Raw genomic sequence first — 692 nt, forward strand, 5'->3', positions numbered from 1 at the left:
TCACGACGTTGTAAAACGACGGCCAGTGCCAAGCTTCCTGCAGGTCGTTTACCTTACCGAAATCGGTACGGATACCGCGAAAGAGCAGATTTATAACCGCTTCACACTGACGCCGGAAGGGGATGAACCGCTTCCCGGTGCCGTTCACTTCCCGAATAACCCGGATATTTTTGATCTGACCGAAGCGCAGCAGCTGACTGCTGAAGAGCAGGTCGAAAAATGGGTGGATGGCAGGAAAAAAATACTGTGGGACAGCAAAAAGCGACGCAATGAGGCACTCGACTGCTTCGTTTATGCGCTGGCGGCGCTGCGCATCAGTATTTCCCGCTGGCAGCTGGATCTCAGTGCGCTGCTGGACTCTAGAGGATCCCCCCTTCTTCAGCGCTTTAAATGACATTGTTTCGTTTCTCTATGTTTGGTATCGGTTCTTCTTCTTCTTCAAAAAAAAGGGGGGCACTATTCAAAAAAAAATATTATAACAGTATGATTTTTTTCCCTCTCCCGTCGATTGAGGTTTTTTTTTCTCTTTCGTCTTGGTCTTTTGCTTTTCACTCCAAAAATGGAAACACGCGCGGCTCAACTTGAAATCCGTGATCAAAAAAATAAAGGCTGTGAGTTTCGAGCCAATAATTATGAATTAGTGGTATTTTTTTTAAAGATAAATAATCAAGAATCGCATTAGGGAGACGAAT

At 45.2% G+C, this 692-nt stretch carries 1 protein-coding gene; it reads left to right on the forward strand.

Going from position 1 to position 692, the window contains the following annotated elements; translation table 11 throughout:
- On the forward strand, window positions 1–394 hold a 394-nt coding region (locus tag HMPREF0819_RS08495; RefSeq protein ID WP_003068002.1), incomplete at its 5' end, for a terminase gpA endonuclease subunit.
- Window positions 395–692: the final 298 nt, after the last annotated feature.

It is taken from the genome of Streptococcus equinus ATCC 9812 (genome assembly GCF_000187265.1).
GTDB classification, from domain to species: Bacteria; Bacillota; Bacilli; order Lactobacillales; family Streptococcaceae; genus Streptococcus; species Streptococcus equinus.